General features: G+C 74.3%; 22 protein-coding genes. 2 read left to right on the top strand and 20 right to left on the bottom strand.

The genetic code is table 11. The annotated features are described in order from the left end of the window. The first annotated feature begins 174 nt into the window (after window positions 1-174). Entirely contained in the window at window positions 175-915 is a 741-nt protein-coding gene (locus tag WCD58_RS29335) for a GAF and ANTAR domain-containing protein (protein WP_337706670.1), read from the top strand. 6 nt (window positions 916-921) lie between these two features. Here the strand turns inward: WCD58_RS29335 and WCD58_RS29330 are convergent, their stop codons facing one another. The 9 genes from WCD58_RS29330 to WCD58_RS29285 form a co-directional block, all read right to left on the bottom strand. Next, entirely contained in the window at window positions 922-2,532 is a 1,611-nt protein-coding gene (locus tag WCD58_RS29330; protein ID WP_337706669.1) for a flavin-containing monooxygenase, read from the bottom strand. Window positions 2,533-2,567: 35 nt separating this feature from the next. Continuing rightward, the gene (locus WCD58_RS29325; protein WP_337706668.1) at window positions 2,568-3,488 is read right to left on the bottom strand and encodes an alpha/beta hydrolase; all 921 of its coding nucleotides are present in this window, start codon (window positions 3,486-3,488) and stop codon (window positions 2,568-2,570) included. Window positions 3,489-3,700: 212 nt separating this feature from the next. Next, complete coding sequence (locus tag WCD58_RS29315) at window positions 3,701-4,513, bottom strand: MaoC family dehydratase (protein WP_337706667.1); 813 nt, start codon at window positions 4,511-4,513, stop codon at window positions 3,701-3,703. Continuing rightward, window positions 4,510-6,090: a class I adenylate-forming enzyme family protein gene (locus WCD58_RS29310; RefSeq protein WP_337706666.1), complete on the bottom strand. Its 1,581-nt coding sequence runs from the start codon at window positions 6,088-6,090 to the stop codon at window positions 4,510-4,512. The genes WCD58_RS29315 and WCD58_RS29310 overlap by 4 nt, the downstream gene beginning before the upstream one ends. Further along, complete coding sequence (locus WCD58_RS29305; RefSeq protein ID WP_337706665.1) at window positions 6,087-7,346, bottom strand: cytochrome P450; 1,260 nt, start codon at window positions 7,344-7,346, stop codon at window positions 6,087-6,089. Before WCD58_RS29305 ends, WCD58_RS29310 begins: the two co-directional genes overlap by 4 nt. Then, window positions 7,343-8,314 carry an LLM class flavin-dependent oxidoreductase gene (locus WCD58_RS29300; RefSeq protein ID WP_337706664.1) on the bottom strand — a complete coding sequence of 324 codons (972 nt, stop codon included), beginning with the start codon at window positions 8,312-8,314 and terminating at the stop codon, window positions 7,343-7,345. The genes WCD58_RS29305 and WCD58_RS29300 overlap by 4 nt, the downstream gene beginning before the upstream one ends. After that, complete coding sequence (locus tag WCD58_RS29295) at window positions 8,311-9,099, bottom strand: nuclear transport factor 2 family protein (RefSeq protein ID WP_337706663.1); 789 nt, start codon at window positions 9,097-9,099, stop codon at window positions 8,311-8,313. The genes WCD58_RS29300 and WCD58_RS29295 overlap by 4 nt, the downstream gene beginning before the upstream one ends. After that, window positions 9,099-9,872: an enoyl-CoA hydratase/isomerase family protein gene (locus tag WCD58_RS29290; protein ID WP_337706662.1), complete on the bottom strand. Its 774-nt coding sequence runs from the start codon at window positions 9,870-9,872 to the stop codon at window positions 9,099-9,101. Before WCD58_RS29290 ends, WCD58_RS29295 begins: the two co-directional genes overlap by 1 nt. Beyond that, on the bottom strand, window positions 9,869-11,407 hold the full coding sequence (locus WCD58_RS29285) for an acyl-CoA carboxylase subunit beta (RefSeq protein ID WP_337706661.1): 1,539 nt from the start codon (window positions 11,405-11,407) through the stop codon (window positions 9,869-9,871). The genes WCD58_RS29290 and WCD58_RS29285 overlap by 4 nt, the downstream gene beginning before the upstream one ends. 88 nt (window positions 11,408-11,495) lie before the next feature. Here WCD58_RS29285 and WCD58_RS29280 point away from each other — a divergent pair, with 88 nt between their 5' ends. Then, the gene (locus WCD58_RS29280) at window positions 11,496-13,187 is read left to right on the top strand and encodes an acetyl/propionyl/methylcrotonyl-CoA carboxylase subunit alpha (RefSeq protein WP_337706660.1); all 1,692 of its coding nucleotides are present in this window, start codon (window positions 11,496-11,498) and stop codon (window positions 13,185-13,187) included. 13 nt (window positions 13,188-13,200) lie between these two features. On the opposite strand, the gene WCD58_RS29275 is transcribed toward WCD58_RS29280, so the two are convergent. From WCD58_RS29275 to WCD58_RS29225, 11 genes are all read right to left on the bottom strand, one after another. Further along, window positions 13,201-13,872: a TetR/AcrR family transcriptional regulator gene (locus WCD58_RS29275; RefSeq protein WP_337706659.1), complete on the bottom strand. Its 672-nt coding sequence runs from the start codon at window positions 13,870-13,872 to the stop codon at window positions 13,201-13,203. A 66-nt stretch (window positions 13,873-13,938) separates the two neighbouring features. Further along, window positions 13,939-15,480 carry a class I adenylate-forming enzyme family protein gene (locus WCD58_RS29270; RefSeq protein ID WP_337706658.1) on the bottom strand — a complete coding sequence of 514 codons (1,542 nt, stop codon included), beginning with the start codon at window positions 15,478-15,480 and terminating at the stop codon, window positions 13,939-13,941. Next, complete coding sequence (locus tag WCD58_RS29265) at window positions 15,477-15,914, bottom strand: nuclear transport factor 2 family protein (protein WP_337706657.1); 438 nt, start codon at window positions 15,912-15,914, stop codon at window positions 15,477-15,479. The genes WCD58_RS29270 and WCD58_RS29265 overlap by 4 nt, the downstream gene beginning before the upstream one ends. A 29-nt stretch (window positions 15,915-15,943) precedes the next feature. After that, window positions 15,944-16,369 (bottom strand): nuclear transport factor 2 family protein, encoded by a 426-nt coding sequence (locus WCD58_RS29260; RefSeq protein ID WP_337706656.1) that lies wholly within the window; start codon window positions 16,367-16,369, stop codon window positions 15,944-15,946. A gap of 11 nt (window positions 16,370-16,380) precedes the next feature. Continuing rightward, on the bottom strand, window positions 16,381-17,499 hold the full coding sequence (locus WCD58_RS29255; protein WP_337706655.1) for an NDMA-dependent alcohol dehydrogenase: 1,119 nt from the start codon (window positions 17,497-17,499) through the stop codon (window positions 16,381-16,383). Window positions 17,500-17,515: 16 nt separating this feature from the next. Continuing rightward, complete coding sequence (locus WCD58_RS29250; protein WP_337706654.1) at window positions 17,516-18,355, bottom strand: mycofactocin-coupled SDR family oxidoreductase; 840 nt, start codon at window positions 18,353-18,355, stop codon at window positions 17,516-17,518. 1 nt (window position 18,356) lies between these two features. Then, window positions 18,357-19,928 carry an AMP-binding protein gene (locus WCD58_RS29245; RefSeq protein WP_337706653.1) on the bottom strand — a complete coding sequence of 524 codons (1,572 nt, stop codon included), beginning with the start codon at window positions 19,926-19,928 and terminating at the stop codon, window positions 18,357-18,359. Window positions 19,929-19,931: 3 nt separating this feature from the next. Further along, window positions 19,932-20,342, bottom strand: coding sequence for a nuclear transport factor 2 family protein (locus tag WCD58_RS29240; protein WP_337706652.1), 411 nt, complete (start codon window positions 20,340-20,342; stop codon window positions 19,932-19,934). 10 nt (window positions 20,343-20,352) lie between these two features. After that, complete coding sequence (locus WCD58_RS29235) at window positions 20,353-21,567, bottom strand: cytochrome P450 (RefSeq protein WP_337706651.1); 1,215 nt, start codon at window positions 21,565-21,567, stop codon at window positions 20,353-20,355. 295 nt (window positions 21,568-21,862) lie between these two features. Beyond that, window positions 21,863-22,741, bottom strand: coding sequence for a type IV toxin-antitoxin system AbiEi family antitoxin (locus tag WCD58_RS29230; protein ID WP_337706650.1), 879 nt, complete (start codon window positions 22,739-22,741; stop codon window positions 21,863-21,865). Between the two features lie 228 nt (window positions 22,742-22,969). Beyond that, complete coding sequence (locus WCD58_RS29225) at window positions 22,970-23,848, bottom strand: LLM class flavin-dependent oxidoreductase (protein WP_337706649.1); 879 nt, start codon at window positions 23,846-23,848, stop codon at window positions 22,970-22,972. Between the last annotated feature and the right edge of the window lie 44 nt (window positions 23,849-23,892).

The following is a 23,892-nucleotide window of genomic DNA, read 5'->3' as shown; positions in this document are numbered from 1 at the left end:
AGCGGTTTCCGCCCCTATAGGGGCGGAAACCGCTCACATCGGCATGTCCGGACCCCGGTCGGGTCGGTCGGTGATCGGCCGGTAGGTTCGTCCGGCCAAGCACGGTGGTTGAGACGCTCACGCCACCGGAGGAGCTGCCCCGCGCGCCGGGGTCGATTCCCCTGGAGTGAGTGCATGCCCGCCGCCGGCGACCCGCCCGTGACGACCCGCGCCGACCGCGGGCTCAACGCCGTCGCGGGCGTGCTGGGCCGGCTCGCCGAGGAGCCGCCGACCGCGCTCGACGGGACCGCCGCCGAGGAGCTCGCCTGGACCGCCGTGGCGCAGGCGCTGCCCGGGCTCCCCGACGTCGCGGGGCACGGCGTCACGCTCGTGCGCCACGGTGTCCCGGGCTCCGTGCGGCGCGACCTCGCGCGGTTCACCGCGCTCGAGGACGTCCAGTACGCCGCCGGCGCCGGCCCCGTGCCGGTGGCGCTGCGCGAGCACCGCACGCTCGTCGTCGACCACGCGACCGGACGCACCTGGCCGCCCTACGCGTCGTGCGCGGACGAGCTCGGCGTGCGCTCCTGCCTCGTCGTGCCGCTGTCGAGCGGCGACGAGGTGCTCGGCAGCCTCAACCTCTACGCCACCGACCCGGCCGCCGACCTGCGCATCGTGCGCCCGGTGGCCCGGCTCGCCGCCGACCTCGCCTCCACCGCGCTCGCCGCGCTCGCCCGCCAGGCCGCGATGGCGAAGCTGACCGAGGAGCTGCGCACCGCGCTGGAGTCGCGCGCGGTGATCGAGCAGGCGAAGGGCCTGCTGATGGCGCGCGGCAACAGCGACGGCGAGGCGTTCGCGCTGCTGCGCCGCCTCTCGCAGAACCACAACATCAAGCTGCGCGAGGTCGCCGCGCTCGTCGTCGACCTGTCCGGGAGCTGAGCCCTCCTAGGGCGCCGAGAACGCGAACCCCGGGTAGCCGTCGGCAGCCACCTGGTCGCAGTGGGCGCGGTAGTTCCCGACGCCGCCGATGTACGCCATGAACACCCGCGGCTTGCCGGGCACGTTGGAGCCCATGTACCAGGAGTTCGCCTGCGGGTAGAGCGTGTAGTCGCCGACCTCGCGGACGTGGTCGGTCCAGCCCTGCTCGGCCTCCGCGGTGGACTCGACGACCGTGTCGCCGCGCGCGTGCGCGTGGGCCACGGTGTCGGCGACGAAGTCCACGTGCTGCTCGATCGACACCATCATGTTCGACAGCACCGACGGGCTGCCCGGCCCCGTGATCGTGTAGAGGTTCGGGAACCCGGCGACCTGCAGCCCGAGGTGGGTCACGGGCCCGTCCGCCCACTTGTCGGAGAGCGGCAGCCCCGCCCGGCCCCGGATGTCGATCGCGGCCAGGCTGCCCGTCATCGCGTCGAAGCCGGTGGCGAAGACGATGTCGTCGACGGCGTACTCCGCGTCCGAGGTGCGGACCCCGCGCTCGGTGATCTCGACCAGCGGCGTCCTCCGCAGGTCGACCAGGTGCACGGTCTCGCGGTTGAACGTCGCGTAGTACCCGCTGTCGAGGCACGGCCGCTTGGTGCCGAACGGGTGGTCGCGCGGGCACAGCGTCTCGGCGGTGTCCGGGTCGTCGACGATGCTGCGGATCTTCTCCCGGACGAACTCGGCCGCGGTGTCGTTGGCGGCGCGGTCGGTGATGCTGTCGGTGTACGAGGTCAGCAGCCCGACCAGGTTGCGGCCCCAGACGCTCTCGTACTGGGCGCGGCGCTCCTCGGGGTCGGCCTCCAGCGCCGACTTCGTCGCCTCCGGGACGGGCACGCCGAACCCGGACTCGCGCGCCGCCTTCCGGTGCTCGCGGTAGCCCCGCTTGCGCTCGGCCTGGGCCTCGTCGGACAGCGGCGCGTTGTTCGCGGGCATGCTGAAGTTCGCGGTCCGCTGGAACACCGTGAGGTCCGCGGCCTCCTGCGCGATCAGCGGGATCGCCTGGATCCCCGACGACCCGGTGCCGATCACCGCGACTCGCCGCCCGGTGAAGTCGACGCGCCCGTGCGGCCAGTGCGCGGTGTGGAACGTGCGGCCGGCGAAGCGGTCGACGCCGGGGACGTCGGGGCCCTTCGAGGTCGACAGGCATCCGGTGGCCATCACCAGCTGCTCGGTGTCGTAGCGGTCGCCCGCCTCCGTCGTCACCGTCCAGCGGCCCTCGGCGTCACGGAAGTGCGCCGACGCGACGCGCGTGTCCAGCCGGACCCCGTCGCGCAGGCCGAAGCGGTCGGCGACGTGGTGGACGTAGCGCAGGATCTCCGGCTGCGTCGGGTACTTCTCGCTCCAGTCCCACTCCTGCTCGAGCTCCGGGGAGAACGAGTACGAGTACTCCATGCTCTCCACGTCGCAGCGCGCGCCGGGGTAGCGGTTCCAGAACCACGTCCCGCCGATGTCGCCGCCGGCCTCGAGGACGATGGTGTCGAGCCCGAGCTCGCGGAACCGGTGGAGCATGTAGAGCCCGGACAGGCCCGCGCCGACGACGAGGGCGTCGACGCGGCGGACGGGGTCAGCGGCCATGGGTCACCTCCGGTGGGTGGGTGTCGGTGCACTCGTCAGGACGCTGCGGCGAGGTGCTTCGCGATCTCCTCGACGACGAAGTCCATCCCCACGGCGGCGCCGGGCAGGGTGAGCAGGGTGAAGAAGCCGTGCATCTGACCGGGCACGAGCAGCGTCGAGACGGCGTTCCCGGCCTCGGTCAGGCGCTGCGCGTAGGCCTGGCCCTCGTCGCGCAGCGGGTCGTGCTCGGCGAGCAGGACGGCCGCGGGCGGGAGCCCGCCGAGATCGTCGGCGCGCAACGGCGACGCGTCCGGCTCGCCCCGCACCGCCGGGTCCGGGATGTAGTGGCCCCAGAACCAGATCATGGCCCCGCGGCTGACGATCAGCTGGTTGGCCGGGTCGACGTACGACGGCCGGTCGACGTCCGCGTCGGTGACGGGGTACACGAGCACCTGGCCGGCGAGCGCCGGGCCGCCGGTGTCGCGGGCGCGGCGGGCGACGATGGCGGTGAGGTTGCCGCCCGCCGAGTCGCCGGCGACGACCACCGGCACGCGGGCGCCCGCGAGCGTCTCCACCTGCTCGTCGACCCAGCGCAGCGCCGCCCAGGCGTCCTCCACGGCCGCCGGGTACCGGTGCTCGGGCGCGAGCCGGTAGTCCACGAGCACCACGACGCAGCCGGTGCGCACGGCGAGGGTCCGGCCCAGCGTCTCGAACTCGTCGAGCGCGCCGATCACCCAGCCGCCCCCGTGGTAGTAGACGACGACGCCGTTCGGCGTGCCGTCGGGGACGATCACCCGGACCGGCACCGGGGCGTCCGCGGGCTCCACGACGTGCGCCACGTCGGGCCCCGGCCCGTACATCTCGGCGAGCGCCGGCCCGAGGTTGCGGGCCTGCTCCGGGGTCATGTCGCTGATCGGGGGGAGACCGCTCTCCCCGAGCTGGACCAGCAACGCCGTGCTCGCATCGTCGAGAGCCATGAGCCTCCGCTCGCCGCTACCAAACGATCGGTAGTTTAGAGCCGAGGTGGTCCCGATCACAACGGTTCGGCCTGCTCCGAGGGTGCAGGCGTCGACGAGCACGACGTCGGCCCTCCTGCGCCGGCCGCAGCGCGTGCCAGCGCCCCTGGCGGCGCGCGGCCCCGGTGATCAGGGCGACCTTGCGCTCGACGCGTCCCGTGGCGGTCCTCCTGTCAGAACTGCGCGGTGCCCGTCACCGCGTCACGGCCGTCGGCGTGCCGGAGCGCGAAGGACCCGTCGTCGCGCGCCACCGGCGTGACCACGTCGCCGGCGACGACCGTCGCGCGGAACCGGGCGTCGAACGCCGTGAGCGTCGCGCCGGGGTGCCGCGCGGTGACGTGGGTCAGCGCGTACGCGAGGTTCGCCGGGCCCTGGTTCACGCACGCGCGCCCGAGGCCCACCGCCGCGGCGGCGTCCGGGTCGAGGTGGATGGGGTTCGGGTCGCGCAGCAGCAGCGCCATCAGCTTCATCTCGTCGGCGCGGACGGTGAGCGACGGTCCGGGGTGCTCGGGGCCGTCCGGGACGCCGGCACGTGTCGGCTCGGCGGACGGCGCCTCCGTGACCCCGGGCCGCGGCAGCAGGAACCCGTAGGTCGCGGTCAGCACCGGGCCGCCGTCACGGAGCAGGTCGAGCACCATCTCGACCTCGTCGACGACGCCGAGCACGCGCCCCCGCCGGCGGCGCACCGTCGTGACGCCGCCGCGCACCTCGTGCTCGACGTCGAGCGCGAGCGGCCCCGCGAGCCGTGCGCCGAACCGCCCCAGCAGCGGCCCCGCGTCGAGCGGGCAGCCGAAGCTCTCGAACAGTGCGCCGAGCGAGTACCCCATCCCCCGCTGCGGCGCGAGGAACGCCCAGATCGGGTGCGGGTCCTCCGACCGTGGTGCCCGCACGGCGTCGTGCATCAGCAGGCTCTCGTAGCCCTCGACGCGACAGGTGCCGCCGGGCAGGCGGCGGCCGGCGAGGTCCTCGGGCGCGGGGGCCGTCACGCGCCGACCCGCGGCGCCTCGGTGATGCCCGCCGCGGCGAGCTCCTCGGCGATCCGGCCGCGCAGCTCGACCTTGCGGATCTTCGTGCCCGACATCGGCCAGGCGTCGACGAACCGCACGTAGCGCGGCACGCGGAAGCTCGCGATGCGCCCGACGCAGTGCGCGATCAGCTCCTCGGCGGTGACACTCGCCCCCGGCGCGAGCTGCACGAACGCGGCCGGCACCTCGACGTAGCGCGCGTCCGGCGCGGCGACCACCGCGACGACGCCGACCGCCGGGTGCGTCAGGAGGTGGTTCTCGATCTCCGCGGCCGACACGTTCTCGCCGCCGACCTTGAGCATGTCCTTGAGCCGCGTGCGGAAGGTGACGCGGCCGTCGCCGTCGACGGTGACGACGTCGCCGGTGTGCACCCAGCGCTGCGCGTCGATGGTCGCGGCGGTGGCCTCCGGGTCGCGGAAGTAGCCGTCGAACGCCGTCGGCCCGCGGAAGAGCAGCTCGCCGGGGGTGTCGGGCGGCAGGTCCGCGCCGGTGTCCGGGTCGACGACGCGCACGCTCATCCCCGGCATCGGGTGGCCGCCGGTGGTCAGGCGCGCCTCGGGCGGGTCGTCGAGTCGGCCCAGGGCGAGGAACGCCGACGACTCGGTCATCGCCACGCACGACACGTGCACCGCCTGCGGCACCCGCTCCGCCATGGTGCGCAGCCGCTCGGGCACGCCGACCGCCATGACGAGCCGGATCCGCGACCAGTCGCGGTCCGGCTGGTCGGGCCGGTCGAGCACCGGCATCCAGATCGTCTCGAAGGCCGCCAGCGCCACCGTGACCCGCTCGCTCTCCAGCAGTGCGGGCGTGGTCGCCGGGTCGAAGAAGCCGGGGTGGACGAACGCGGCGCGCGCGGTCAGCGCCGCGAGGGCGAACGTGATGCCGCCGCCGTGGAACAGCGGGATCGCGGTCCAGATGCGGTCGGCGGGCGTGAGCGCCATCCGCTCGGCGATCCCGGCCGCGAGCCGCACCAGGGCCTCGTGGGAGAGCAGCGCGCCCTTCGGCGCCGCGGTGGTGCCCGACGTGTAGACGAGCACGGCGGCGTCGCGGACGCGGGTGCCGGCCTGGGCGTCCCGCACCGCGTCCCGGTCGCCGCCGGCCAGCTGCCCGACGGTCACCAGCGCGCGGAGCTCCGGCGCCGGCCCGGCGGCCACGGCGCGGCGGGCGAGGTCGTCGAGGTCGGGCGCACCCGGCGTGCTCGGCGGCGCGGTGACGACGAGCACGGCGCCGGAGTGCACGACGACGTGGCGCACCTCGTCGGGCCGGTAGCGGGCGTTGACCGGCACCGCGACCGCCCCGATCCGCGTCACGGCGAGCAGCAGCGCGACGAGGTCGGCGGACGCGGGCAGGAGCAGCGCCACCCGGTCGCCCGGGGCGACGCCGAGGGCGAGCAGCGCGGCGGCGTGGTGCACCGACCGGTCGGCGAGCGCCCCGACCCCCAGCCGCTCGCCGTCGGCGAAGACCAGGGCCTCGGCGTCCGGGGCGAGGGCGGCGGACTCGTCGACCAGCTCGTGCAGCGTCGTGACGCGAGGCCTCATCGCGCGCTCCCGGCCGGGACGCCGTCGTGCACCACCGTCAGCGACTCCTGCGCGCGTGACGCGATCGTCGGCAGGTACTCCGCGTCCCCCGCCACCCGCAGGCCGGGCAGCCGGCGCAGCAGCGTGCCGACGGCGATCCGGGTCTCGATGCGCGCGAGCTGGGCGCCGATGCAGGCGTGGATGCCGCGCCCGAAGGCGACGTGGGTGGCGCGCTCGCGGGCGAGGTCGACGGTGTCCGGGTCGGTGAAGCGCTCGGGGTCGCGGTTGGCGCCGCAGAGCAGCAGGTAGACGCGCTCGCCGCGGCGGATCTCGCGTCCGCGCAGCTCGTGGTCCTCGACGACCCAGCGCACCAGCACCTTGATCGGCCCGACGAGGCGCAGCGCCTCCTCGACGGCCGGGTTGACCAGCGCCGGGTCGTCGCGGACGCGGTCGCGCAGCGCGGGGTCGGCGGTGAGCAGCCGGACCGCGTTGGCGATGGCGTTGGTGGTCGTCTCGTGCCCGGCGAACAGGAGCAGCGCGCACATGCCGACGAGCTCGTCGTCGGACAGGGCCTCGGGATCACTCCCCTCGCCGATCATCGCCGAGAGCATGTCCCCGCCGGGCTCCCGGCGACGGTGCGCGACGAGCTCGCGGAAGTAGCCCGCCATCTCCTCGAGCCCGCGCAGCGCCCGCTCGTGGCGGTCGGGGCGCGCGTCGCCGCCGGCGCCGAACGCGACGAGGGCGAGCTCGTCGGACCAGGCGCGGAAGCGGTCGCGGTCCGCCGGCGGGGCGCCGAGCATCTCGGCGATGACGATCGCGGGCAGCGGGTAGGCGACGCCCGCGACCAGGTCCGTGCCCTCGTCGGCGAGGAACGCGTCGACCAGCTCGTCGACGAGGCCCTGGATCCGCTCCTCCATGGCGGCGATCTGCTGCTGCTTGAACGCCGCCCCGGCCAGGCGCCGCAGGCGGGTGTGCGCGGGCGGGTCGGTGACGACCATCCACTCGCTGATCAGGCCGAGGACGCGCCGGGAGGGGGCGCCCGACGCCCTGGTCATCAGCGGCCGCACCCGGTCCGACGACAGCGCCGGGTTGCGGAAGGCGGCGACGACGTCGTCGAAGCGCGTCACCAGCCAGGCGCGGTGCGTCGGGCTCCAGTGCACCGGGTCGTGCTCGCGCAGCACGGCGGCGGCGCCGTCGGGGTCGCGGACGGCCTCGGGGGTGAGGAGGTCGTCGGGGAGGTCGGGGGTCTCGGGGGTCTCGGGGGTCACGGGGGTCACGGCGCACCTCCGACGGTGACGGGAGCCAGTCCGGGCCGCAGGACGTCGGTGACCAGCTCGAGGTGGCGGTCGACGACGTCGGCGGGCAGGCCGCCGAGGTCGGCGAAGCAGAAGACGTCGGTGACGGGGAACCGCGCCAGCGCGGCGAGCTGCGCCCGGACCGCCGTCACCGCGTCGTCGGCGGTGAGCACGCGGAGCTTCGGGAACGTGGCGTCGCCGGACGCGGAGCGGAGCGGAGCCGGACCATCGACTTTGCGCGTCGCGGCCTGGTCGTCGTTGCCCCGGTACGACTCGCGGTTGCGGCGCGCGGCGGCGCGCACCTCGGCCTTCGCGGCGTCCGGGTCGTCGGCGAGCAGCACGTTGACCAGGCCGCCCAGACGCCCGGGGCGGCCGGCCAGCCCCTCGGCGTACGGGGCCTCCAGCGCGGGGTCGAGCCACAGCAGCCCGGCCCCGACGCGCCCGGCCAGGCGCGCGCCGCGCGGGCCGCGCGCGCCCACCCACGTCGGCAGCGGGTCCTGGACCGGCGCGGGCGTGACGGTGCCGTCGGCCCACAGCCCGGGCAGCCGGCGCAGGTGGTCCTCGAGGGTCGCGTAGCGGGCGCGGTGGTCGGCGCCGACCCGGGCGAACTCGGCGGCGCTCCAGCCCGCGCCGACCCCGAGCTCGAGGCGCCCGCCGGAGACCAGGTCGACGACGGCGGCCTGCTCGGCGAGGGTCTCGACGGGCAGCATCGGCCCGATCACCACCGCGGTCCCGACGCGCAGGGTGCGCGTCCGCGCGGCGATCGCCGCGGCCGCCGTCAGGGGCGCGGGCAGGTAGCCGTCGGCGAAGCCGTGGTGCTCGGTGACCCACACCGCCTCGAGGCCCCGGCGCTCGGCGTCGGCGACCCGGTCGAGCGTGCGCGCGTAGACGTCGGCGCCGCGCGCGCCCGGCGGGATGCGCAGGTCGAGGTACAGGCCGACGCGGGTCACGCCCGGGCTCCCGCCGAGGTGAGCGCCTTCGCGAGCCCCAGCCGGTCGCGGACCACCTGCCCGGCGACGACCCGCCCGCCGGCGACGGTGACGAGCGCGGCGGCGTACAGGGTCGCGGGGGCCCCGCGGTGGTCGTCGAGGTCCGGCAGTCCGCCGCGGAACCGCCCCCGGACGGTCACGTGCACCGCGGCGCGGTCGCCCGCGGTGAACAGGTCGTCGACGACCACCTCGTCGGCGTCGACGAGATCGTCCGTGTCGCGGCCGTCGTCGAGCACCACGTCGCCCACCGCGTGCGCCCCGTGCGCGGCCCAGGCGGCGGCGACGGCCTCCACCGCGGGGTCGGGCTCACGCGCGGGCGTGTCCCAGGGTGCGAGCGCGGGCGCGGGCACCGTGTCGGGCACCCCGTCGGTGAGCTGGCGGCGCCGCGCCAGGTAGTCCTGCTCGACGCGGTTGGCGGTCAGCCGGGTGCCGTTCCACGCGTAGAGCCCGAGCCCCCGCCACGCCGCGAGCGCCCCGCCGTGGCGCACCGACGCGCCGTGCTCGCTGAACAGCAGCGCCAGGCGCTCGCCGTTGCTGACGACGTCGTGCACGGTCAGCCCGAGGCCGGGGAACTGCTCGAGCTGGCGGCGCGTCGCCGGCTTGTAGGCCTCGTCGCGCCCGGCGACCTCGTGCGGGCCCATGAACAGCACGTAGTCGGGCTCCATGATCTCGTCGCAGACGGCGAGGTCGTGGGAGTTGGTGTAGTCGACGACGTAGCGGCGCATGAGCGCGACGAAGGGATCCATCAGCGTCCCTCGAACCTCGGGGGTCGCTTCTCGGTGAACGCGGCGATGCCCTCGGCGGTGTCCGCGGTCTCCTGCAGCATGGTCACCGCCTCGAGCGAGTAGCCGGTCTCGCCGCGGTCGACGCCGCGGTTGATCATCGTCTTGCCGACGCGCACGGCCAGCGGCGCGGCGCGCGCGATGCGCCGGCCCACCGCGACGGCCTCGTCGAGCAGGGCGTCGTGCGGGGTCACCTTCTGCACGAGCCCGATGCGCTCGGCCGTCGCGGCGTCGATCCGCTCGCCCGCGAGCACCATCCACTTCGTCCAGTGCCGGCCCATCACCGCCGGCCCGCGCAGGACGCCGAAGCCCGGGACGAGGCCGATCCCGCTCTCGGGCATGGCGAACGCCGCGCGCTCGGAGGCGAGGACCAGGTCGCACGCCAGCGCCAGCTCGCAGCCGCCGCCGAACGCGTAGCCGTTGACGGCGGCGATCACCGGCAGCGGCGACTCCTCGATCGCGGCGAACGTGCGCAGGCACTCGGCCTGGAACGCGCGCTTGGCCGCGGTGCCCTCCAGCTCGCCGAACCCGGCGATGTCGCCGCCTGCGGAGAACGCCTTGTCGCCGGACCCGGTGAGCACCACCGCGCGCGTGCCGGCCGCCTCGAGGCGTGCGAGCGCGTCGCGCATCTGCGGCCAGAACGCCTCGGTGAGCGCGTTGAGCTTCTCGGGACGGTCGAGGTGGACGACCGCGACGGGGCCGTCGTCCTTGACGGTGATCTCGGTGTACTCGGTCATCTCCCACCTCCCGTCCGGTGCGGCCGGTCGCCCCAGGCGATCTCGATGCTGGTGGCGATGACGTGCCGGGTGGCCGCGGGAGCGATGACGTCGTCGAGCGAGAGGTGCGCGGCGGCCTCCCACGGCTCGGACTCGGCGACCCACTCGGCGGTCAGCTCCGCCGCGCGGGCGTCGCGGGCCTCGGGACCCTCCTCCTCGAGCAGGCGGTCGAGCGCGCGGCGGTGGACGGTGCGGATGCCGGTCTCCGGCGCCATGAACCCCATCTCCGCTCCCGGCCAGGCGTAGAGGAAGTCCGGCCGGGTGGGGCGCCCGCCCATGGCGAAGTGCCCGCCCCCGTACGCCTTGCGCAGTACCACCCCGACGCGCGGCACCGCGGCGCGGGCGATGCGCGCGACGGTGCGCTCGTAGGCGTGCAGGATGCCGGCGCGCTCGGCGTGGCTGCCGATCATCAGGCCCGGCACGTCGTGCAGGAACACCAGCGGGAGCCCGAAGGTGTCGCAGAGGTCGACGAAGTCGTGCTCCTTGGCCAGCGACTCCGGGTCGAGCGCGCCGGCGCGCACCAGGGGCTGGTTGGCGACGATGCCCACGGGCCGGCCCTCGATGCGCGCGAGCGCGCACAGCAGGCTCGGGCCCCACCCGTCGGCCCACGGCAGCACCGACTCGGCGTCGGCGACGGCGGCGAGCACCTCGCGCATGTCGTAGCCCGCGCGGGCGCCGGTGGGCACGACGGCGGCGATGTCGCTGCGGGCCGGCGCCACGGGCTCGCTGACCGGGGCCGGCAGCGCGGCGTTCGACGGCAGGTACGACAGGAAGGCGCCGAGCGCGGCCAGGGCGTCGGCCTCGGTGTCGACGACGAGGTGCGCGTTGCCGGCCGCGGTCGCGGCCTCGGGCCCGCCGAGCTCGTCGTCGGTGAGCCGCTCGCCGATGGCGGGCTCCACCACCGACGGCCCGGACAGCGCCACCGAGGAGCCGCGGGTCATGACGACGTAGTGCGCGGTGGCGGCGTGCAGGGCCGAGTCGCCGTAGCTGGGGCCGAGCACCGCGGCCGCGCGGGGAACGGCGGGCGAGCCGTCGGTGGCGCCGAGGAAGCTCGTGAAGTCCAGCGGCAGGCCCGAGAACCGCCAGCCCATGACGTCGGGCATCCGGCCGCCGTCGGCGTCGCAGAGCAGCACGAGCGGGAAACCGCCGCGCTGCGCGTGCTCGATGAGACGCCCCTGCTTGCGCATGCTGATCGGCGCCGTCGTGCCGGCCACCGCGGTCGCGTCGATGCCGATCACGCCGACCCGGCGCCCGTCCAGCGTGCCGAACCCGGTGACGACGGCGTCGCCGGGCACCGGCTTCTCGCGGCGGATCTCCGGCTCGGCCAGCGCGCCGATCTCGAACCAGCTCCCGGCGTCCACCAGCAGCGCGACCCGCTCGCGCACCGGCATCCGGCCCGACGCCCGGTGCTTCGCGATCGCCGCCTCGCCGCCCATGGCCTCGGCGGCCGCGCGGCGGCGGTCGAGCTCCGCCTGCGCGGCGTTCTCGACTGGCACGGCGCCTCCCGCATGACGTGACGTGGCTCTCGCGGCGACGGTAATCTACCATCCGGCCGTTTGGTAGATGGGTTCTCGGGAGGTCGCCATGCTCGGCTCGGTCCTCGTCGCCAACCGCGGTGAGGTCGCCGTGCGCATCGTGCGGGCCTGCCGTGAGCTGGGCCTGCGCTCCATCGCGGTCCACACCGAGGTCGACGCGGGATCGCTGGTGACGCGGGTCGCCGACGTCGCCGTCCCCGTGACGTCCTACCTCGACGCCGACGCGCTGGTGGCCGCAGCGACCGCCCACGGGGCGTGGGCCGTGCACCCCGGCTACGGCCTGCTCGCCGAGGACGCCGGGTTCGCGCGGGCCGTCGTCGACGCCGGGCTGGTGTTCGTCGGCCCGCCCGCCGGGGTCGTCGCGGCGATGGGCGACAAGGTGCGCGCGCGGGCGCTGGCCCGGGAGTCCGGGGTGCCGGTGCTGGAGGGGACCGACGGACCCGTGTCCTCGGGACACGCCCGCGAGGCCGCGGCGGCGATCGGCTACCCGCTGCTGGTGAAGGCCGCGCACGGCGGGGGCGGGCGGGGCATGCGGGTGGTCGCCGGCCCCGACGACCTCGACGCCGCCCTGGTCGCCGCCGAGCGCGAGGCCGCCGCCGCGTTCGGGCGCGGCGAGGTCTTCCTCGAGCGCCACGTCGCCCGCGCGCGCCACGTCGAGGTGCAGGTGCTCGCCGACCACCACGGCGCCGTGGCCGTCCTCGGCGACCGCGACTGCACCGTGCAGCGCCGCCACCAGAAGCTGCTCGAGGAGGCGCCGGCGCCAGACCTGCCCGTCCGCGACGAGCTGCACGAGGCGTCGCTCCGGCTCGCGGCGGCGGTCGGCTACCGGGGCGCAGGCACCGTCGAGTTCCTGCTCGACCGCGACACGGGCGCGCCCGCCTTCCTGGAGATGAACACCCGCCTGCAGGTCGAGCACGGCGTCACCGAGATGGTCACCGGCGTCGACCTCGTCGTCGCGCAGCTGCGGCTGGCCGCCGGGGAGCACCTGCAGGACGTCGTCGGGGAGATCGAGGTCCGCGGCCACGCGATCCAGGCCCGCATCGCCGCCGAGGACCCGGGCGCGGGCTTCCGCCCGTCGCCGGGACGCATCACCGCGCTCAGCGTGCCCACCGGCCCCTGGGTGCGCGCCGACCTCGGTGCGGAGGCCGGCGACGCCGTGCCCGGCGAGTACGACTCGCTGGTCGGCAAGATCCTGGCCTGGGGCCCCGACCGCGCCACTGCGGCGACCCGCCTCGCCGGGGCGCTCGACGACCTCGCCGTCACGGGCGTGCCCACCACGGCGTCCTACCTGCGCACGGTGCTCGACCGTCCCGACCACGCCGCGATGGCGCACGACACCGGCAGCGTCGAGCGGGACTGGGCGCCCGAGGCCTCCGCCGCGACCGCGACGACCGGGCCGCGGCGCCTCCTCCTCGCCACCGACCGCGGCCCGCTGGCCCTGCGCGTGCCGCGGCACCGGGGCGAGGCCGAGGTCGAGGTGACCGCCGCCCCCACGACGGGGCCCACGACGGCCGTCGCGGCGACCGGTGACCCCGTCGCGCCGATGGACGCCACGGTCGTCGACGTCGCGGTGAAGGCCGGCGACGACGTGGCCGCCGGCGCGGTGCTCGTCGTGCTCGAGGCGATGAAGATGGAGCTGCCCGTGCGGGCGCCGCACGCGGCGCGCGTCGACGCCGTGCACGTCGCCCCGGGCGACCGCGTGACGGCCGGCGGCGCGCTGGTGGTGCTGGGCTCGCCCTGATCACCACGGACCCCTACGCGCCGACCGCGGCCCCCCGGGCGGCGAGGGCGTCGGCGGTCGCGACACCGTGCACGGCCATGGCCGCGAGCTGGACGCCGATCTCCTCGGGCGTCGAGGGGCCGTCGGCGCGGAACCAGCGGTACACCCAGTTCGTCGACCCGAGGATCGAGAGCCCGGCGACGCGGGGGTCGACGTCGGGGCGGGCCAGGCCCGCGCGCTGGGCCTCGGCGACGAGGTCCCGGAACACGCCCTGGTAGGCGTGGCCGGTGCCGAGGATCTCCTCGCGGCGGGCGGTGGGCAGCGACTCGAGCTCGTGGAGGAACACCGCGGTCGGCACGAGGTTGCGGCACGCGTGCTCGACGTGGGCGCGGATGGTGCGCTCGAGGCGGTCCAGCGGGTCGCCGGGGCCCTGCGACGCGGACGACACCACGGCGAAGCCCTCGCGGTGGACCTCGCTGATCACCTCGAAGAGCAGGTTCTCCTTGGACTGGATGTAGTAGTACAGGCTGCCCTTGAGCATGCCGAGACGGTCGGCGATGTCCTGCAGGGAGGCGCCGTCGTAGCCCTTCTCGTAGAACATCTGGGTGGCCACCTCGAGGAGCTGCGCCCAGCGTTCCTCCCGGGGCTTGCGCTCCCCGGCGGCCCGGCGCTCACTGCGCCCGGCCGGGCGGCGGTCCTGTGCCATGTGCTCTGCTCCCGGTGTTCGCTCGCGACCGTCCACCATACGGTCGGTAGACGTGCGTCGTGCGGCTCACCCCGCCGTCAGGTGACGCCGCGACAGCCGCGGCGCCTCGGCGATCCCCCGCGCGGCGAGGTCGGCGGCGATCCGCTCGCGCAGCACCCCCTTCTGCACCTTGGTGCCCGACATCGGCCAGTCCTCGACGAACTCGACGTAGCGCGGCGCCTTGAACGTCGCGAGCGCCGCCAGGCAGTGGTCGACGAGCTCGCGTCCCAGCTCCTCCCGGTCGGCGCCGCGGAACGCCGGCGTCAGCTCGACGTACGCCGCGGCCACCTCGCCGAGGCGGGCGTCCGGCGCGCCGACGACCGCCACCACGCCGACCGCCGGGTGCTCCGCGAGACGGCCCTCGACCTCCGCGGCGGCGACGTTCTCCCCGCCGACCTTGAGCATGTCCTTGAGCCGGCTGACGAACGTGAACCGGCCGGCGGCGTCACGGCGCACCAGGTCCCCGGTGTGGAACCAGCCCTCGGCGTCGATCCGCTCGGCGGTCGTCTCCGGGTCGCCGTGGTAATACGCCATGCGCGAGACGCCCCGGTGCAGGAACTCCCCGATCTCGCCCGGACCGCACTCGCGGCCCGTCTCCGGGTCGCGGACCGCCGCCTCCATGTCCCGCAGCGGCACCCCGCTCGTGCCCGCGCGCGCCTCGGGCGGGTCGTCGACCGACCCCACGCAGCAGAACCCGGCCGCCTCCGTGCCCCCGAGGCACGAGATCTGCGTCGACCCGGGCATGCGCGCCTGCATCGCCGCCATCCGCTCCGCGGGCCCGACGTTGATGACCGTGCGCAGGTCGGGCACGAGCGCCGGGTCGTAGGCAGGGTGGTCGAGCACCGGCAGCCAGATCGTGTCGAACGCCGGGAACGCCACGCTCGCGCGCTCGTCGACCAGCTGGCGCCACGCCGTGTCCGCCGTGAACGCCCCGACGTGCACGAGCGTGCAGCCGGCCGCGAGCGAGCCCATGAGCAGGTCGATCCCGCCGCAGTGGTGCATCGGCAGCGGCGTCCAGAAGCGGTCGTCGGGGGTCAGCCGGAGGCGCTCGACGAGGTTCTCGCCGAGCGCGGCGTACGCACCGTGGGTGTGCACGCAGCCGCGCGGGCGCGACGTGGTGCCCGAGGTGTAGAGCAGGATCATGGGGTCGTCCGGCCCAACCTCGACCTCGGGCGCCCGCGACGGGTCGCCGGCCACCTCCGCCGGCGTGACGGCCCCCGGCCCGGCGAGCGCCAGCAGCTCCGGCGAGGCCACCACCACGGCCGGGTCGGCGTCGCCGCGCAGCCACGCCGTCTCGTCCGCCGTGCCGCGGGGGTTCAGCGGCGTCGGGATCGCCCCGAGCATCGTCGCCGCGACGATGCCGACGACGACGTCGAGCCCGCCCGGCAGCACGAGCAGCACGCGGTCGCCCGGTCCCACCCCGCGCGCGTGCAGACCGGCCGCCCAGGCACGGGCGGCGTCGCGGACCGCCGGCCACGACGCCCGCTCGGACGGGAACGCCACCTCCCGCGTCGGCGACCGCGCCGCCGCGTCGTCCAGCAGCCCGGGCAGGGTGCGCAGCACCCTCACGTCGGGACCTCCTGGCCCGGCATCGTCACCGTGCCGCCGAGGGCCTCGACCAGCGTGATCGGGTCGAAGTACTCCGCGAACCACGTGATCGCGCCCCCGCGGACCTGGAACCGCGAAACGTAGGAGTTCCGGTAGGGCCGGTCGGTGGCGAGGATGCGGGCGTCGCTGGCGTAGTGCGCGACGATCGATCCCGGGTCGTCGGCCAGGGTGTCGAGCCGGTAGTCGTGGAAGCGCAGCGGCGTGATGATCGCCGGCAGCCCGCCGAAGAAGGCGGTCACGTCGGCCTTGCCCTCGACCCGCCGCGGGAAGCCGGGCGGGGCGTAGGGCAGGTCCATGACGACCTCGTCGGCGAAGGTGTCCGCCAGCGCGTCGAGGTCCAGCCCGCCGACCGCGTCGAGATAGTCGCGGACGACCTCCTCGGGATCCGCGTTCATGGTCCGGCTCCCGCCCCGCTTCGCGTCCTTCACGCCTCGAACCCCTCCATCTGCGGTGTCGTCAAGGGCGTGATCACACGACTGGCGATCTTCCAGCCGGCCGCCGTGCGCCGGTAGGTGTCCTCGTTGAACGCCGCCGCCTTGATCGACGCGCCGGTGGTCGTCCTCCCCTCGGCCAGCACGTAGTTCGTGCCGTGGGCGTGGTCGTCGTCGTCGAACTCGACGACGTGGTTGGTCATGAGGTGGAACTGCTCGGCCATCGAGCCGGCGTCGCGCTCGAAGAACGCGAGGACCTGCTCGCGGCCCTCGTAGCGCTCCAGCCCGACGCCGGTCGCGTCCCAGACGGCGTCGTCGGTGTAGGCGGAGAGGGCCTCCTTGGGGTCGAAGCGGTCGAGGCCCCGGGCGTAGAGATGGGTGGCCTGGATGATCTCGGCGCGGTCGTCCGCGTTCGGCATGGCTCGGGCCCTCAGTCGTAGATGATCACGCCACGCACGTTCTTGCCGTCGTGCATGTCGCGGAACGCCTGGTTGATGTCGTCGAGCGAGTAGGTGCGGGTGATCAGCTCGTCGAGCTTGAGCTCGCCGCGCTGGTACAGGTCGGCGAGCAGCGGCACGTCGGTGCGGCTCGTGGTCGTGCCGTAGAGGGAGCCCTGCAGCCGCTTGCCGGACATGGCGAACGTGAACAGGTCGAACGGCACGTCGCGCTGCAGCACGGGGGCGGCGCCGGTGAGCACCATCGTGCCGCCGCGGCGGGTCATCTCCTGGGCCGGGTTCATGAGGTCGCCGGTGACGACGCCGGCCGTGATGATCACGCGGTCGGCGCCCTGCCCGTTGGTGAGCCCCTCGACGACCTGCCCGGCCTCCTCGAAGTCCTTCGCGACGTGCGTCGCGCCGAACTCGACCGCCTTCTCGCGCTTGAACGGCGCCGGATCGACGGCGACGACGTTCCGGGCACCCTTGTGCCGCGCGCCCTGCACGGCGTTCATGCCGACACCGCCCGTGCCGACCACGACGACGGTGTCGCCCAGGTCGATCTCCGCCGCGTACACCGCCGAGCCCCAGCCCGTCGGGACGCCGCAGCCGATCAGCGCCGCCTTGTCCAGCGGCATGTCCTCGGGGATCGGGATGACCGCGTCGAGGGGCGCGACGACGTACGGCGCGAACGTCCCGAGGTAGGACATGCAGCCGACGCCCCGACCCTGCGCGTGCACGCGGTGCGTGCCGTCGGGCGCGACGCCGGCGAGCACGCCCGCGCCGAGCTCGCACATGTTCGACCTGCCCTTGACGCACATGCGGCAGCGCCCGCACGACGGCAGGAACGAGAGGACGACGTGGTCGCCCGGCTTCACCGCCGTGACGCCCGGGCCGATCTCCTCGACGACCCCGGCGCCCTCGTGGCCGCCGAGCACCGGTGCCCACGGCAGCGGGATGTCGCCGGTGTCGAGGTGGTCGTCGGAGTGGCACACCCCCGACGCCGCCAGCTTGATCAGCGCCTCGTGCTCCTTCGGGGGGTCGAGCTCGATCTCCTCGACGCTCCAGCCCGACCGCGTGCCGGGCTCCCAGAGCAGCGCGCCTCGTGTCTTCATGGTCGTCTCCCAGGGGTCACTTGACGGCGGCACCGGCGTCGACGGGCAGCGTCGCGCCGGTGATGTAGCGGGCCTCGTCGGAGAGCAGGAACAGCACCGCGTTCGAGACGTCGACCGACTCGATCCACGGGATCTCGAGCGCGTTCAGCGAGGTGAAGCCGGGGATCGCCTTCTCCTGCGTCGGCTCCGGGTCGCCGGGGGCGAACATCCCCCAGGTGCCCGGGTTCTGGATCATGTGCGTGTCGACGTTGGTCGGGTGCACCGTGTTGACGCGCACGCGGTAGGGCGCGAGCTCGTTGGCGAGGTTGCGCATCAGCCCGACGACGCCGTGCTTCGCCGAGACGTAGTGGCCGACCCGCTGGATGCCCTTGAACCCGCCGATGGAGCTGGTGAACACCATCGCCCCGCCCCGCTCCCCCTCGATCAGGTGCGGGATCGCGGCCTTCGCGGTGTGCCAGACGCCGGTGAGGTTGACGTCGAGCATGTCCTGCCACGTGGTCTCGTCGAGCTCCCACGCGCGCCCGTAGCTCGCGATGCCGGCGTTGGCGACGACGCCGTCGAGGCGCCCCAGCTCCGCGATCCCGTCGGCGACCGCCCCGTCGAGCGCCGCCTGATCGCGCACGTCGGCGACGCGGGCGACGACCCGCCGGTCCAGCTTCTCGACCAGCGCGACGGTCTCGTCGAGGTCCTCGCGCGTCGCGGGCGGGTACTTGCCGACGACGGTGTCGATGCCCGCGCACAGGTCGACGGCGACGACGTCGGCGCCCTCCTGCGCGAGGCGGACCGCGTGGCTCCGGCCCTGCCCGCGGGCGGCCCCGGTGACGAGGACGACCTTGCCCTCCATGCGTCCGGTCATCTCAGACGCTCCTCTCGGCGTCGGTCCAGAACGGCGCCCGCAGCTCGCGCTTGAGGATCTTCCCGGTGGGCGCTTTGGGCAGGGCGTCGACGAACTCGACCGATCGCGGCTTCTGGTACGACGCGAGGTGCGCCCGGGCGGTCTCGACGATGTCGGCCTCGGTGGCGGTCGTGTCCGGCTTGAGCACGACGAACGCCTTGACGCTCTCGCCCCACTCCTCGTCGGGCACGCCGATCACCGCGCACTCCAGCACCGAGGGGTGGTGGTTGACGGCCTCCTCGACCTGGACCGAGTAGATGTTCTCGCCGCCCGAGATGATCATGTCCTTGGCGCGGTCGACGATGAACACGTAGCGGTCGGCGTCCCAGGTGGCGAGGTCGCCGGTCCACATCCAGCCGTCGCGCAGGGTGTCGGCGGTGAGATCGGGGCGGTTCCAGTAGCCCGCCATGTTGGCCTCGGAGCGCACGACGATCTGCCCGACCGTGGCCCCGTCGGTCGGCACCGGGTTGCCGTCGACGTCGACGATCCGCACCGAGGTCACGAACCCCTCGCGCCCGCACGACCGCAGCCGCTCGGGGTGCACGCCGTTGACCGCGGCGTGGTGGTCCTCCTGGGAGAGGAAGCACATCGTCGTGCCCTCGGTCTGCCCGTAGCCCTGGATGAGCGTGCACGGGAAGGCCTGCAGCGCGTTCTTGACCACGGCCGACGGCATGGGCCCGCCGCCGTACTGGATGTTGCGCAGGCTGGCGATGTCGTACCGGTCGAAGCCGGGCACCGCCATCATCCAGTTGAGCATCGTCGTGATGCCGAGGAACGCCGAGACCCGCTCCGCCTCGATGATCTCCAGCGAGCGCGTGGCCTCGAAGTTCATCAGCACCAGCGGGCAGCCGTGGCGCAGGTAGTTCATCGAGAGGACGACCGGGATGTGGTACATCTGCCCGGTCAGCATGTAGACGTCGGTCGGGACGATGCGCTCGGCGACGGTCTGGTTGAGCATCCCGAACGACGCGCTGCGGTGGGTGTGCAGCGCGCCCTTGGACGCCCCGGTCGTGCCGCCCGTGTAGAGGATGAAGAACGGGTCGTCGTCCCCGACGGTGGCGCTGTCCGCGGGCTCGGCGTCGGACGCCGCGGCCAGCAGGTCCTCGTAGCTGCCGTCGCCGCCCGGGCCGTAGGAGAGCCAGTGCTCGACGTCGACCAGCCCGCCGAGCTCGCGCCCGACCTCGGCCCACTCCCCCGCGACGACAATCGCGCGCGGCCCGCCGTCGGCGACGATCCGCGCGAGCTCGCCGGCGCCGAGGCGCCAGTTCAGCGGCTGCACGACGAGCCCCGCCCGCCCCGCGGCGAAGTAGATCTCCTGGAACTCCGTGGAGTTCTTCGCGAGCACGGCGACGCGGTCGCCGCGCTGCAGGGCGAGGCCGTCGGGGCGCGGGGCGCGCAGCCCGTTGGCCAGCCGGCGCACGCGCTCGTCGAGCTCGGCCCAGCTCGTGCGGCGCTCGGTGGTGGTGTCGACGACGGCGTCCCCGCGCGGGGTCAGGGCCGCCCACTTCTCGGGGATGCGCCCGATGTTGACCATGGCTCAGTACGGGAGGTCGAGGTAGACGTACCGGTCGGCGATCAGCCACGTGCCGTTCTGGTGCACGAGCTGGTCGCGGTACCAGCCGCTGGAGAGCACCCGCACCGAGCCGTTCTCGATCGAGAGCAGCGTCAGGTTGGTGGTCGCGATCGCCTCGTCGTCGCTCTCCTTCTCGAACCACAGGTTGGAGAGGTTGTGCCGGCGCTGGTCGTTCTGGGCGGCCATCGAGTCGGCGTGCAGCTTGCGGATGGCCTCGCGCCCCTCGAACGGGCCGATCAACTGGCCGTCGCGGCCGATGCGCAGGCTCATGCGGGCGTCGGAGGTGAAGCAGGACGCGATGAGGTCCGGGTCGGCCTCGTCGTAGCCCCAGGAGGCCTTGCCGAGGAGGTTCTCGATGTGGGGGCGGACGGGCACGGCGGGCCTCCTAGCTGGGGGTGAACTCGAGGAGCAGGCGGCCGGGGGCTCGGGTGAACACCCCGGTCTCGGGCGGCGGCTCGCCGCCGGCGAAGCGGATGTCGGTCATCGCGTCGAGGAGGTCGTTCACGCCGACCTCGATCTCGAACAGCGACAGCAGCGCGCCGACGCAGAAGTGCCGGCCGAGGCAGAAGGCGAGGTGGTCGGCGGCGGCGGAGAAGGCGCGCGAATGGTCGAGGTCGGCGCGCAGGACGTCGAAGGTGTCGGGGCGGTCGAAGCGGCGGTCGTCGCGGTTGGCGGCGCCGATGAGGCAGGTGACCGTGCGCCCGGCCTGCACGATCCCGCCCGAGAGCGCCACATCCTCGGCGGGCTGGCGCATGATCATGTGGACGGGCGGCGACCACCGGAGCGTCTCGGCGAAGGCGGCGGGGATGAGGGTGCGGTCCTGTCTGACCGCTTCCAGCTGCTCGGGGTGCGCGACGAGGTCGGCCATCAGGCTGGTGATCGCCTTGTCCGTGGTCTCGCCGCCCGCGGTGAGCAGCAGGCTGCAGAACGCCTTGATCTCCTCGTCGGTCATCGACTCGCCGTCGATCTCCGCGGCGCAGAGCGTGGAAAGGAGGTCGTCCCCCGGGTGCGCGCGGCGCTCCCGGATGCGCGGGATCATGTAGTCCTCGAACTCGGCCTTCGTGCGCAGGCCCTCCGCGGCGACGGCCTCGTCGCCGGCGAGGTTCCCGAGGAACCCCATGATCGACGTGTACCAGCCGTGGAAGCGGTCGTGGTCGGTGCGCGGCAGCCCGAGCATGTCGACGATGACGTTGATCGGGAACCGCGTCGCGTAGGCGTCGACGAGGTCGACCTGGCCGTCGGCGCGGAACGCGTCGACCAGATCGCGGGAGTTGCGCCGGATCGTCGGGCCGAAGCGCTCGGTGAGCGCCTTGCCGCGGAACGCGGGGGCGACGAGCGAGCGGTGCGTGGAGTGCTCGCGGCCCTCCATCTGCAGGATCGTGCGCCCGTGCACGGGCTCGAGCTGCCAGGCGTAGTTCTCGCTCGTGAAGACCGGGTCCTTGAAGGCGCGCTGGACGTCCTCGTAGCGGCTGATCACGTACGTCTGCATGCCCTCGTGCCACACGAGCGGGAACTCGTCGCGGAGCAGCCGGTACGCGCTGTACGGATCCCGGGCGAACTCCGCCGAGAGGATGTCCGGCGGTTCGAGCGTGGCCGTCATGGGTCCCCCGACCTGCGAAGACGTCGTTGTCGACGCACCTACCGATCGTTTGGTACGCGTGGCGAGACTAGCATCACACCCGGTCGGGTCAAGGGCGCTCGCGGCGGGGGTGCGGGGTGTTCCGCGGTGAGCGCGGCGTCGGAGATCACGAGCGCTTCATGCACCTCGCAGGGCGCTCCGAGGTGCACAGCGCGCTCGTGATCCCCGGCAGGTGCGGGCGCCCACCGGCCCCATGATGATCACGAGCGCCTCATGCACCTCGATCGGCGCCCCGAGGTGCGCAGCACGCTCCTGATCATCGAAACCGGGCCGCGAACTCGCGCCGGCGGGCGGCGACGGCGGCCCTGGTGCGTCGGACGAACTCGGCCGGCCGGCGGAAGACGTCGTCCGAGGTGATCGGGAGGATCGACCAGCCGCACGACGCGAACTCCGCGGTGCGGGAGGCGTCGCGCAGCCACTGGTCGCGGTCGACGCGGTGGTGGTCCCCCTGGTACTCCCCGCCGAGCTTGCACTCCTCCCAGGCGAAGTCCAGGCGACCGACGAACACTCCGTGCTCGTCGTACACCGGGAGCTGCGGCGTCGGCGTCAGCCCGGCACGGTGCATGATCAGGCGAGCGAGGGTCTCCGGCCGCGACTCGGCCCGCGGGTCGGCGTCGGCGACGACAGCCGGGATGCTCAGGACACCCCGCGGGTTGTCGCGGGCGGCCGGGTAGGCGAGCAACTGCCGGGGATCGAGCCGGTACAGGCGCGCGAGCGCGTCCACGGCGACGACCGCCTCGTCGTGCGGGAGCGTGCACGCCAGGTCGAACATCGTGCGCAACGGTGAGGTGACCAGCACGCCGTCGAGCGGCATGACCTCATCCTCCGTGAGGACGTCCTGCCGGATGCGCACGCCGGGCCAGGGCTGGATCCGTCGACGCCCGACGACGAGCTCGATCGCGGCGGGCGACGCGCAGTCCGCCCCGTGGATGTGGGCGGCCGCGAGCCCGCCGACGACGGCACCGGACGCCCCGAGCGCCGCCGCCGTCGCACGTCCGCGCAGGTCGAGCCTCGTGCCGGCGGCGACGTAGGTGTCGTAGCCCAGGCGGTCGAAGCCGGGGCCGTCGAGGCGGCGCCGGGTGGTCGCTCCGGCGCGCACGGCGGCGCTGCCGCGGAAGGGTCTCGCGAGGTCCATACCGGGTTGGAGTGCCGCAGCGCGCGAGCGGTTCCCTCCGACTTGCTTTCGGAGATCAGGAGCGCGTCATGCACCTCAACCGCCGGTCGGAGGTGCACCAGACACTCTTGATCACCGGAGCAAGGAGCCCGCGCGAGACCCCCGGAGATCAGGGGCGCGCTGTGCACCCGGAACGCCCACCCGAGGTGCATGAGGCGCTCGTGATCACCGGACGGGCCCCGGGAGCGGTCAGGCCCGGAGCGGCGCGATGACCTGTTCCGCGAAGCGCAGGACCGGTTCGGTCGAGGCCGGGTTGCCGAAGTCCATGACGAAGTGGTCGACGCCGACGTCACGCTTCGCCGCGAGCTCCTCGACCAGGCGCGCGGAGTCCTCGTCGCTCTCGGGGAGGGCGCGTTCGAGCGTCACCGACACCTCGATCCGTCCCGGGTCCCGGCCGGCCTCCTCGGCGGTACGGCGCACGATGTCGCGGCGCCGGACGAAGTCCTCCGGTTCCCCCTTGAACGGGCCGTTCCACATGTCCGCGAGCCGACCGACGAGAGGCAGGCCGACCTTCTCGCCCGCGGCGCCGATGCACACGCGCGGCGGCGGGTCGGTCAGCGGCGGGGCGGCGGCGCCGTCGATGCGGTAGTGCCGGCCCTCGAACGACGGGTCGGCCTCGGTCCACATCAGCCGGCAGATGGTGATCGCCTCCTCGAGCTGGGCGAAGCGCACCGCGGGCCGGGGGAAGTCGTAGCCGTAGGCCTCGTACTCGGGCTCGCGCCAGCCGGCGCCGATCCCCAGGACGAAGCGGCCGCCGGACAGGTACTGCAGCGTCGCGGCCATCTTCGCGAGCAGCGGCGGGTGGCGGTAGCCGACGCCGAGCACGTGGTGGCACAGCTCGACGTCGGGGTGGCGCGCCGCGAGCCACGTCAGCGTCGTCCACGCCTCGAGGAAGGGGTCGGTCTTCCGGTCGAAGCCGTAGAAGTGGTCGGCGATCCACAGCGAGTCGAAGTGCGGGAGCGCCGTCGGCAGGATCGCGGTGTCCTGGTCGGCGGCGATGGGGCGGTGGTCGCTCCACCGGTTCCCGATCACCGGGGAGAGCCAGCCGAACTTGGGAGTGGTCGCCACGCGCGCATCATGCCCTCCTTGACCCGGACCGCGCCGCCTTGCCA

Origin of the sequence: Actinomycetospora flava, assembly GCF_037400335.1 — a bacterium.
In the GTDB taxonomy this organism is placed as follows: Bacteria; Actinomycetota; Actinomycetes; order Mycobacteriales; family Pseudonocardiaceae; genus Actinomycetospora; species Actinomycetospora flava.
This window is presented reverse-complemented; position numbering and strand designations above follow the sequence as displayed.

Excerpts from the sequence above, each read along its gene's own strand:
- WCD58_RS29330 (WP_337706669.1), bottom strand. The coding sequence starts at position 2,532 with ATGGCCGCTGACCCCGTCCGCCGCGTCGACGCCCTCGTCGTCGGCGCG.
- WCD58_RS29335 (WP_337706670.1), top strand. The coding sequence starts at position 175 with ATGCCCGCCGCCGGCGACCCGCCCGTGACGACCCGCGCCGACCGCGGG.
- WCD58_RS29310 (WP_337706666.1), bottom strand. The coding sequence starts at position 6,090 with ATGAGGCCTCGCGTCACGACGCTGCACGAGCTGGTCGACGAGTCCGCC.
- WCD58_RS29250 (WP_337706654.1), bottom strand. The coding sequence starts at position 18,355 with ATGACCGGACGCATGGAGGGCAAGGTCGTCCTCGTCACCGGGGCCGCC.
- WCD58_RS29275 (WP_337706659.1), bottom strand. The coding sequence starts at position 13,872 with ATGGCACAGGACCGCCGCCCGGCCGGGCGCAGTGAGCGCCGGGCCGCC.
- WCD58_RS29295 (WP_337706663.1), bottom strand. The coding sequence starts at position 9,099 with ATGGATCCCTTCGTCGCGCTCATGCGCCGCTACGTCGTCGACTACACC.
- WCD58_RS29260 (WP_337706656.1), bottom strand. The coding sequence starts at position 16,369 with ATGCCGAACGCGGACGACCGCGCCGAGATCATCCAGGCCACCCATCTC.
- WCD58_RS29290 (WP_337706662.1), bottom strand. The coding sequence starts at position 9,872 with ATGACCGAGTACACCGAGATCACCGTCAAGGACGACGGCCCCGTCGCG.
- WCD58_RS29245 (WP_337706653.1), bottom strand. The coding sequence starts at position 19,928 with ATGGTCAACATCGGGCGCATCCCCGAGAAGTGGGCGGCCCTGACCCCG.
- WCD58_RS29280 (WP_337706660.1), top strand. The coding sequence starts at position 11,496 with ATGCTCGGCTCGGTCCTCGTCGCCAACCGCGGTGAGGTCGCCGTGCGC.
- WCD58_RS29265 (WP_337706657.1), bottom strand. The coding sequence starts at position 15,914 with ATGAACGCGGATCCCGAGGAGGTCGTCCGCGACTATCTCGACGCGGTC.
- WCD58_RS29235 (WP_337706651.1), bottom strand. The coding sequence starts at position 21,567 with ATGACGGCCACGCTCGAACCGCCGGACATCCTCTCGGCGGAGTTCGCC.
- WCD58_RS29325 (WP_337706668.1), bottom strand. The coding sequence starts at position 3,488 with ATGGCTCTCGACGATGCGAGCACGGCGTTGCTGGTCCAGCTCGGGGAG.
- WCD58_RS29255 (WP_337706655.1), bottom strand. The coding sequence starts at position 17,499 with ATGAAGACACGAGGCGCGCTGCTCTGGGAGCCCGGCACGCGGTCGGGC.
- WCD58_RS29230 (WP_337706650.1), bottom strand. The coding sequence starts at position 22,741 with ATGGACCTCGCGAGACCCTTCCGCGGCAGCGCCGCCGTGCGCGCCGGA.